Below are 10,090 nucleotides of genomic sequence, written 5' to 3'. Positions count from 1 at the left end.
CCTCATGGCCTGGATCGGCCTTCTTGTAAGTGTCCGTGAAAACGGGGGTGAACCCGGATGAGTTCGATGACGACAGAGGCCGCCTGATTGATGGCCGCTACTGATCCTGGCCTTTTGCTAGACCGGCCTGACTCACTTCAGTCTCAGCCCGGAAACTTGGGGAACTTCTCACTGGGGTGCTTGGCCTTCCACTCCTTGTAGGCAGCGGTTCCCTCCCACGCAGTGAAGGCTCGCGGTGGCCGGCCACGACCTGCCCATGTCTCCTGCGTATGCGGCAGCCAGTATTTGGGCGCGACCTCCTTGGTGCCAAGCTCCTTCTTTGTCCGGGGCTGACTGCCGGCACCCACAGCGGCCACCACCTCGGCCTTCTGTTTGGCACTAAAGTGCTGGCCATACTGCCCCAACAGGCTGATCACCTCGCCAAACGCATCAGCTGCTTGCTGCTGACGCAGCTGAGCTTCCTGCTGCTCGAGCTTACGAAGCTCTTCTTCCAGCTTTGCTTTGGCGGCAGCGATAGTATCGAGTGTTGGCTTGCTCATGCTAAGGAATAACCTATCTTGATATGGGCCGAAGACCGGGATGAGCTGAGTCTACGGCAGGAGCGGCGCTCGCAGTAGCCGCTAGATGGACGTCGCACCTGCGGCCGCCAAGAAGGCTGCGAAGGATTCATCATCCGCATCCTCTGCGGCCTCAAGAGCGTCCCCCTCGTCGATGCAGGCACCTTTCTTCAAGAGAAGCTTTGCGACCTTGATCTTGAGTTTCGCATCCATGTCCTCGGCTTCCGCTAACCACCTCAGAGGCGGCCAATCGCCCTCATCGTTGGTATAGGTGTAGGCATCGGCCGATAGTCCGACATCGAGCAGTCCCTTGACCAATTCAAGCTCCCCATCCACGCACGCCCGATGCAGCTGCGGATAGTCATAGCTGCGTCCCAGCTCGATGAGATTGGCAGGCAGCTTTTCTACTGCACACCTCATCTCCTCCACACGCTCAGCATATTCTCCAGTCATCGCACTCGCGCTATTCATAGCCACTCTCCTTCAACCGTCTCAGGCCCAGTGCCGTTGTTCGAGAGGCGGACACTACAACTAGGAGCCGCAATCTTTCCAGCAAGAGATGGACAGAAACCGGCGGCCATTCCCAGGCAGGTCCGAGCATATGTAATCGAGTGTGGACAAACGCAAACAGCTTCGGCGGAAGCACGAGGGAGTTTTCCCGACAGGCGGCATGGGGCGAGATCGCCCCAAACGTAGATTTCGCACTTCTGCGCGCGACCGCCCTATTGAATGACGTAGGGCTTGTTTCATTCTCAGCTATGAAATACGAAAGAGCCCCGACTATGCGGGGCCCTTTTGACCGAAGCTCAAGTTATCAGGAGGGGCAAATCTCGCTGCCCTTAATCAGAGATCCGGGGCTTCCATCATCGTTGGATAGCGCTTGCCCTTCCGGGGTCGGCGAGCGAGCGCCTCAAACTGTGCCTGCGTTCCGGCGTTCATCACTGGCATGCTCTTGACTGAAATCTTCAAGACACGAGGACGCTCACCCGCATCCTTCAATTTGGAAGGCGCGGGCTGCTCAATGGCCCAAGAACGAAACTTAGTCATGACAGGCAACTCCTATATCTTTTTGCACAAATAGTCTAGCAGACTTCCCCAAGATATGCTATAGGGCGTCAAATCGAAGGCCATGAGCCTCTGGGTGCCATGGATGGCCCACCAATCCGCATCTACGGCCATCAAATCCTGCACGGTGTGACACGCAGAAAAGCGCTCATCCGCAGCAATCTCTCCTACGTCTAGGGGTGCGTCAAAGCCAAACTTAGGCCAAACCTTTATCCCAACAAATCCACCCCCACCTCGACCGTCCGCGGCAATCAACGTGATGCGACCCAATCCTGCGCGTAGTGCTGCAATCGCGCAGAGCGCAAACGAAATGGTGCCGAGAAGCGCCGGAGCTCCATGAGCATCTAGATAGAAATGATCGATGTGCATGTCCGAAATGAAAAGTTCAGAGCTCACCCCTTCTCGCTGAACGATACCCAACTTATTCTTATGCCCGGGCGCGATAACTTGTGTATTAATGATGGTCAGGTAGTACCCAGGCGGGGACAGGTCGCCGCCCACAAGGCGCTCCACCTGCGCATGGACACGACTCCCATTGAAAACACAAAACAGCTGGGCGAATTCGTGCGCAGAAAGCTCGAACGAGGGGAACTCAATCTGATCGATATCGATGCCAAGTACACGACCGTCGAATCTTATTCGATCGCCACTAAGATTCTGCTGCGCCACTGGGTGTTGCAGAAGCCTCCGGTGAAGATCAGCCAACTCAGACTTATAAAAAGCTTCGGCTATTGGCGTCATCACACATCATCCTTGTAGTCTTCAGACACACACTATCAAGCGACAGCTTTAGCGATTAGCAAATGGATTTGCCACAGTTAGTGTGGAAACTTAAGGCAAAAACTCTCAGAGAGGATTACGCATTCCCTTCTTGGAAACTTCAACGGTTTCATTCAACAATGAGTCTCTTTCGCCCGCTGATCTCACACTCGCCAGAACGCGGTCGACAACCATCTCGAACTGTTCACAATAGATATTGCGCAAGTCTAGCGATGCCCAGCGCTGTAGCAGCGCTTCATCAAGGCGATAGAACTCGACCAGCCCCTCGGCCAGCAGCGCCAGGACATCATCAATGTCGCCAACATCCATCAAGTGGCAAAACACCCTACCCTCAGCCACGACCCAGGGCTGGTCCTCCGTCAAGGACTCAAAGTCGCCGAATGTGCTCTGGAGGCTACTGGCAAAGCCATACAGACTTGCGCGCCAACTATCCAGTTCGCGCTTGGGGAAATGGGTGTGACGGTTCACTGCCCCCCTGCCCGTGACATCCGGGTTCTTCTCGCGTTTTGGCCCAACCCCAGCGTCGATCGCGCGCTTCAGTGTGCGCTCGCTTCGGCCCAGATAGATTGCAGCTTCCACTGCGGTGAAGTCCGCATCTGGACCTCGCCTGCTCAGCCTCGCGCGGATTTCCTCAACCTGGTGGGAACTCATGCCGCGAACCGCGGCTTTGGTCAACCGCTTGGGTATTCCCCAGACATCAATTGGCATGTTTTTTCGACCTGCGGGGTGGCTGGCTTCGGTGATATGTAACACACCTCTAAGACGACTGCCGGGTATCAGGCTGGCCCGAACGGAGCAGGCATGAGCGCAGCAGCGACAACGGGTGCCGCACCAACAATGGCTCTCTCTACCCGGGCCATTTCTTCCAGCAATCGCTCTGAATCAACTTTGGGATAACGGCCAGTTACGTCGGACAATGCTCGGTGGTTCAGCATGCGCTTGAGCACTGCATACGAAGCCATCTCCTCGACAATGGTGGAGAAAGTCCGGCGCAGATCGTGGGTTCGCAGCTCCCCGATTTGTGCATCCTGACGAAGGCCGCTGAGAATCGCTTTGCTATCCAAGTAATGCCCCTGCTTTGCTCGACTGCTGCGCGCGGGAAATACCCACTCGCCCGTGGACCCCTCCCGGAGCACCAGAATGCGCCGAGCACAGGGCGCCAACGGCAGGGTGTGCTTGAACCGGTTCTTTGTATCGAAAAAGCTGACCCAGCCATCTTTCAGATCCACCCACGAACATACCTGGGCTTGGCGATCTGAGATCCTGTGCCGCCAACGCAAGGGCGCGGCCTCCCCACGACGGGTACCCCACAGAAGCGTCAGCAGAAGGTAGTCGCACGCGGTGCGGTAGTTGTCGGTCTTGCGCCGCTGCCACAGGGCGTCGAGGAACCTTCCAAGCGACCCATCTCGCAGCTGCATCGGGTTGCGCGCACCTTGGTCTTCATAGTGCTGCTCAAGTTGTTGCTTGGTGCGATAGCGCCCCTCATCCCGCAGCACCAGAAAAGGATTACGGCGCAAACTCGTCTCGCGCCTCTGATTGGCTGCAACGCGCTCCTCGCGTTCCATGGAGTAAGCCACGGCGCGACTGGCCCACCTGAAGGTGAGCTCTGCCGTCGTAACCGTAGGCTGCTCGAAGGCTTGTCTGTCCATCTTCGCCCGCGTGGTGCCCTCGCGCAGGGCGCGCCGGCCTGACGCCAACGCGTCAAAGGAATCCAGAATGGCGGACTCGGTGATCAGGCTACCCACCTGCCGAGCGATCAGCTCTACCCCTTTTCGGCCTAAACGCCTTTCTGCCTGCTCCAAGCCGCGCAGGGTGCTGTCTTTGGCCGGCTTGGTCTTCCGCTCTACCAAGTGTGTGCGATACATCGCAATGCACTCGGCCAGGGTCATCTCGGCCACCCGAAGGTCGCCTTCGAGCGCCTGACGCGTTTCGGCCGGGCTCTGCTTGGACGCCCGCATCCCTTCCAGGACCTTCTGGGCTTCCAAGCGGGCTTTGGCCAGCGGCATGTCCCGCACGTTGCCGATCGTGGCCTTGAGCACCCGCTGCCCGACCCGGCGCTGGAGGATGTAAGACATGTTGGTGCGATTGACCGCAACCCCGAAGCCCACTGGAGCGTCCCCGTGGCTATCAAACACCACGAAGCGCTTTTGGCCCTCATTCGGGTCAAAATCGATGATCTGGCCTCTGCTGTTGGCGCGAGGAACCCTGTCAAAACTCAGGCGTTCCTTCACAATGGTCGAGGTAAGCGACACCTTACGAAACACCTTGCTTTCCATGCCGTAGCTCCGCGCATAAGCCTATTTGGGTCACCCTACTGTAACTCCGGACATTGGCGCTACAGTCCGGCGCTTCCAGATGCATCGAGATGTCCACACTCGGCATCATACATGAGCCAAGATTTTCGTTATCACTATGATTTATATGGAATATTGCTTTGAAAGCCAATAGCGGGAAGGCCTCCCAAGAACACACGCCCCTGATGAAGCAGTTCTTCGCCGCCAAGGCGGAGTATCCGGACCTGCTGGTGTTCTTCCGGATGGGCGATTTCTACGAGCTGTTCTACGACGACGCGCGCAAGGCCGCACGGCTGCTCGACATCACCCTGACCCAGCGCGGCAGTTCCGGTGGCGCGCCGATTCCGATGGCAGGCGTTCCCGTCCACGCCTGCGAGGGCTACCTGGCAAGGCTGGTTTCGCTGGGCGAATCGGTGGCCATCTGCGAGCAGATCGGCGACCCGGCATTGGCCAAGGGACTGGTGGAACGCAAGGTGGTGCGCGTGGTCACGCCGGGCACGGTGACCGACGAAGCGCTGCTCAATGAGCGCCGCGACACGCTGCTGATGACCCTCTGCCGTGGGCGCTCCGGTTACGGACTGGCGTGGGCCGACCTGGCCGGCGGACGGTTCATGGTCAACGAGGTGGACGGCGACGATGCGCTGGAAGCCGAACTCGCCCGTCTGGAACCGGCCGAGTTGCTGATCCCCGACGAAGAAGGCCTGCCGGCCTTCCTGCAGCAGCGCACCGGCATCCGCCGCCGCGCACCGTGGCTGTTCGACCCCGACAGCGGGCGCCGGCAGCTGCTCGCTTTTTTCGGCCTGCACGACCTGACCGGCTTCGGCATCGACGACAAGGCGCTGGCCACCGGCGCTGCGGGCGCGCTGCTCGGCTACGTGGAAGAAACCCAGAAGCAGCGCCTGCCCCACCTGACGGCCATCGCCGTGGAGTCGGCCGGCGACGCCATCGCGATGAACGCGGCGACCCGCCGCCACCTGGAACTGGACACGCGTGTCGACGGCGACACCCGGCACACGCTACTCGGGGTGCTGGACACCACCGTCACGCCGATGGGCGGCCGCCTGCTGCGTCGCTGGCTGCACCGCCCGCTGCGCGACCGCGTGCTGCTCGGCGAACGCCACCATGCCGTGGCGACGCTGATCGGCCACGGCACGGACCGCGACCTGCGGACCGGCTTCCGGGCACTGGGTGACCTCGAGCGCATCCTTACCCGCGTGGCGCTGCGCTCGGCGCGCCCGCGCGACTTGTCCACACTCCGTGATGGCCTGGCGCTGCTGCCCGACGTGAGCGCGCACCTGCAACCGCTGGATTCGCCGCGCCTGCAATCGCTGGCTGGCGAACTCGGGGAACACACCGACACCGCCGCGTTGCTGCTCGCCGCCGTCGCACCGCAGCCACCGCTCAAGCTCACCGATGGCGGCGTGCTGGCCGACGGCTACGACGCCGAACTCGACGAACTGCGCCGGCTCAGCACGAATGCCGACCAGTTCCTGGTGGACCTGGAAGCGCGCGAACGCGCGAGCAGTGGCATCGCCACGCTGAAAGTCGGCTACAACCGCGTGCATGGCTACTACATCGAGATCAGCAAGGGCCAGGCGGACAAGGCGCCGGTGCACTACACGCGCCGGCAGACGCTGACTGGCGCCGAGCGCTACATCACCGAGGAACTGAAACAGTTCGAGGACAAGGTGCTGTCGGCGCGCGAGCGCTCGCTGTCGCGCGAGAAGCTGCTGTACGACGCGCTGCTGGACACGCTCAACGCGCGCCTGGAACCATTGAAGCGTTGCGCAGGGGCATTGAGCGAACTCGATGTGCTGGCCGCCTTCGCCGAACGCGCGCAGGCGCTGGACTGGGCGCAGCCCGAACTCGGCGATGCGCCCGGCCTGTGCATCGAACGCGGCCGCCATCCGGTGGTCGAGGCGGTACGCAAGGAGCCATTCGAACCCAACGACCTGCGCATGGACGACGCGCGCCGCATGCTGGTGATCACCGGCCCGAACATGGGCGGTAAATCGACCTACATGCGCCAGAACGCGCTGATCGTGCTGCTCGCGCACATCGGCAGCTTCGTGCCGGCCGCGCGCGCGGTGATCGGCCCGATCGACCGGATCCTCACCCGCATCGGCGCCGGCGACGACCTCGCGCGCGGGCAATCCACCTTCATGGTGGAAATGGCCGAAACCAGTTACATCCTGCATCACGCCACCGCCCAGTCGCTGGTGCTGATGGACGAGATCGGCCGCGGTACGTCGACCTACGACGGCTTGGCGCTGGCCGATGCGGTCGCGCGCCACCTGGCCGCCAGCAACCGCTGCTACACGCTGTTCGCCACCCATTACTTCGAACTCACCGCGCTGGCCAATGAATCCGGCAGCGGCATCGCCAACGTGCACCTGGATGCGGTGGAGCACGGGGACTCGCTGGTCTTCATGCATGCGGTGAAGGATGGCGCAGCCGATCGCAGCTTCGGCCTGCAGGTCGCGGCACTGGCCGGCCTGCCGAAGGCCACGCTGCAGCAGGCGCGACGCCGCCTGGCGGAACTGGAACAGCGCGGCCGCGAAACGCATGCGTCGGACATGGCCCCGCAGGCACTGGACGCGCCGCAGCAGTTCGGCCTGTTCGCCGCCACGCCGTCGGCTGCGCAGGAAGCACTCGCCGCGATCGACCCGGACGAGCTGACACCGAAGCAGGCGCTGGAAGCGCTGTACCGACTGAAAGCACTGCTCTGACCCGCGCGTCACGCGATTGAACGAGGCGCATCGCCGCGACCGGTCACCGCGGTACTTCCCTGCGCACGTCGCTACAACATCCGCGTAACGCACGCGGAGTATCGTGATGCGTGCGGCAGGAGTCCGGCAATGGCGCAACGCACCATTGAGAAGCACTATCGAACTCTTCGTCACAAACGATTTTCATTGATCGTCTGCACTGCCTAGTCTGGTCGCCATCCGCCAACGCCCTGGAAGGACGTCAGCCATGCCAGTGCCATCGTTGCCGACCCGCCTGCATCCCCCGCCTCCTCCCCCCGCGCGCGACTGACCTCACCTCGCGCTGCATCGCCTTGCAGTCCATCCGCTCAATCGACATTCCCACCCATCCCCGACGGCCAAAGGAAGGAAATCCATGACCACCGAATCGAAGTGCCCGTTCCACCAGACCGCCGGTGGCGGCACTGGCAACCGCGACTGGTGGCCCAACCAGTTGCGCGTGGACCTGCTGAACCAGCACTCCTCGCGTTCCAATCCGCTGCCGGGCGACTTCAACTACGCCGAGGCCTTCAACACGCTGGACTACCACGCACTGAAGAAAGACCTGCGCGACCTGATGACGGATTCGCAGGACTGGTGGCCCGCCGACTTCGGCCACTACGGTGGCCTCTTCATCCGCATGGCGTGGCACAGCGCGGGTACGTACCGCATCCAGGACGGACGCGGCGGCGGCGGGCGCGGACAGCAGCGCTTCGCGCCGCTGAACAGCTGGCCGGACAACGTCAGCCTGGACAAGGCGCGCCGCCTGCTGTGGCCGATCAAGCAGAAGTACGGCCAGGCCATTTCCTGGGCCGACCTGATGATCCTCACCGGCAACGTGGCGCTGGAGACGATGGGCTTCCGCACCTTCGGCTTCGGCGGCGGTCGCGAGGACGTGTGGGAACCGGACCAGGATGTGTACTGGGGCCGCGAGACCACATGGCTCGGCGGCGACGTGCGGTATGCGCACGGTTCCGAAGGCGTCGTGAAACCGGGCGATGAAGGCGTGCTGGTGTCCGATGACGATGCCGACGGCGATGTCCATTCGCGCCGGCTGGAAAATCCGCTGGCCGCCGTGCAGATGGGCCTGATCTACGTGAATCCGGAAGGTCCGGACGGCAATCCCGATCCGCTGCTCGCGGCCAGGGACATCCGCGATACCTTCGCACGCATGGCGATGGACGACGAGGAAACCGTCGCGCTGATCGCCGGCGGCCATACCTTCGGCAAGACGCACGGCGCCGGTCCGGCCGACAACGTCGGTGCGGAACCGGAAGCCGGCGAACTGGAAGCGCAGGGCTTCGGCTGGCACAACACGTTCGGCACCGGCCGCGGCGGCGACGCCATCACCTCCGGCATCGAGGTGACGTGGACGCAGACGCCGACGCTGTGGAGCAACAAGTTCTTCGAGAACCTGTTCGGTTTCGAATGGGAACTGGAGAAGTCGCCGGCCGGCGCGCACCAGTGGGTCGCCAAGGACGCGCCCGAGGACGTGCCGTTCGCCCACGACAAGACGAAGAAGCAGCGCCCCAAGATGCTGACCACCGACTTGTCGCTGCGCTTCGATCCGATTTATGGCCCGATCTCCAGGCGCTTCCTCGAGAATCCCCAGGCCTTCGCCGACGCCTTCGCGCGCGCCTGGTTCAAGCTGACCCACCGCGACATGGGCCCGCGCGTGCGCTACCTCGGTCCGGAAGTGCCAAAAGAAGAACTGGTGTGGCAGGACCCGCTGCCAAAGGCGGATTACGCCACGATCGAGGCCGGCGATGTCGATGCGCTGAAGCAGAAGATCGCCGCGTCCGGTCTGTCGGTGGCGGAACTGGTGTCGACCGCGTGGGCGTCGGCCTCCACGTTCCGCGGCGGCGACAAGCGCGGCGGTGCCAACGGCGCCCGCATCCGTCTCGCGCCGCAAAAGGACTGGGCGGTCAACCAGCCCGCGCAATTGGCCAAGGTGCTGAAGGCGCTGGAGCGCGTCCAGATGGAGTTCAACGCGGATGCCGCCGGCGGCAAGAAGGTGTCGCTGGCCGACCTGATCGTGCTGGCGGGCGGCGTCGGCATCGAGCAGGCGGCGAAGGCCGGCGGCCATGCGGTCACCGTGCCGTTCCATCCGGGCCGCACCGATGCGCGTGCCGACCAGACCGACGTCGAATCCTTCGCGGTGCTTGAACCGTTCGCCGACGGTTTCCGCAACTATCTCAAGGGCCGTTCGGCGGTGCCGGCGGAACACCTGCTGGTGGATCGCGCGCAGCTGCTGACACTCACCGCGCCGGAGATGACCGCACTGGTCGGTGGCCTGCGCGTGCTGGGGGCGAATGCGGACGGCGGTCAGCACGGCGTCCTCACCGACAAGCCCGGCACGCTGAGCAACGACTTCTTCGTCAACCTGCTCGACATGGGCGCCGAGTGGAAAGCGACCGGCGCCAACGGCTACGAAGGCCGTGATCGCAAAACCGGCGCAGTGAAGTGGACCGGCACGCGCGCCGACCTGGTGTTCGGCTCCAACTCCGTACTGCGGGCGCTGGCGGAGGTCTATGGCAGCCGCGACGGCCAGGCGAAGTTCGTCGACGACTTTGTCGCCGCCTGGACCAAGGTGATGGAACTGGATCGCTTCGACCTGCGCTGAGCGTCGAAGCATCGCCGGCCGGCC

8 protein-coding genes are annotated in these 10,090 nt (G+C 62.6%); 2 read left to right on the top strand and 6 right to left on the bottom strand.

Annotated features, from left to right (window positions below):
• Positions 1–143: 143 nt before the first annotated feature.
• The 6 genes from V7060_RS18090 to V7060_RS18065 form a co-directional block, all read right to left on the bottom strand.
• Positions 144–539, bottom strand: coding sequence for an H-NS family nucleoid-associated regulatory protein (locus V7060_RS18090; RefSeq protein ID WP_334180603.1), 396 nt, complete (start codon positions 537–539; stop codon positions 144–146).
• Between the two features lie 81 nt (positions 540–620).
• Entirely contained in the window at positions 621–1,028 is a 408-nt protein-coding gene (locus V7060_RS18085) for a hypothetical protein (RefSeq protein WP_334180602.1), read from the bottom strand.
• 372 nt (positions 1,029–1,400) lie between these two features.
• The gene (locus V7060_RS18080; protein ID WP_334180601.1) at positions 1,401–1,604 is read right to left on the bottom strand and encodes a hypothetical protein; all 204 of its coding nucleotides are present in this window, start codon (positions 1,602–1,604) and stop codon (positions 1,401–1,403) included.
• A gap of 12 nt (positions 1,605–1,616) precedes the next feature.
• Positions 1,617–2,363: a hypothetical protein gene (locus V7060_RS18075; protein WP_334180600.1), complete on the bottom strand. Its 747-nt coding sequence runs from the start codon at positions 2,361–2,363 to the stop codon at positions 1,617–1,619.
• 105 nt (positions 2,364–2,468) lie between these two features.
• Positions 2,469–3,110, bottom strand: a complete 642-nt coding sequence (locus V7060_RS18070) for a hypothetical protein (RefSeq protein WP_334180599.1) — start codon at positions 3,108–3,110, stop codon at positions 2,469–2,471.
• A 68-nt stretch (positions 3,111–3,178) separates the two neighbouring features.
• The gene (locus V7060_RS18065) at positions 3,179–4,678 is read right to left on the bottom strand and encodes a tyrosine-type recombinase/integrase (protein WP_334180598.1); all 1,500 of its coding nucleotides are present in this window, start codon (positions 4,676–4,678) and stop codon (positions 3,179–3,181) included.
• Positions 4,679–4,881: 203 nt separating this feature from the next.
• Between V7060_RS18065 and mutS the strand changes: the two genes are divergently transcribed.
• Together mutS and katG are read left to right on the top strand one after the other, a co-directional pair.
• Complete coding sequence (mutS, locus tag V7060_RS18060) at positions 4,882–7,425, top strand: DNA mismatch repair protein MutS (protein WP_334180597.1); 2,544 nt, start codon at positions 4,882–4,884, stop codon at positions 7,423–7,425.
• Between the two features lie 394 nt (positions 7,426–7,819).
• Positions 7,820–10,066, top strand: a complete 2,247-nt coding sequence (katG, locus tag V7060_RS18055) for a catalase/peroxidase HPI (RefSeq protein ID WP_334180596.1) — start codon at positions 7,820–7,822, stop codon at positions 10,064–10,066.
• Positions 10,067–10,090 lie beyond the last annotated feature (24 nt).

Source organism: Pseudoxanthomonas sp. (assembly GCF_036845285.1).
Classification (GTDB): domain Bacteria; phylum Pseudomonadota; class Gammaproteobacteria; order Xanthomonadales; family Xanthomonadaceae; genus Pseudoxanthomonas_A.
Note: the sequence above shows the minus strand (reverse complement) of the source record. Positions and strands in the feature narration are given on the sequence as shown.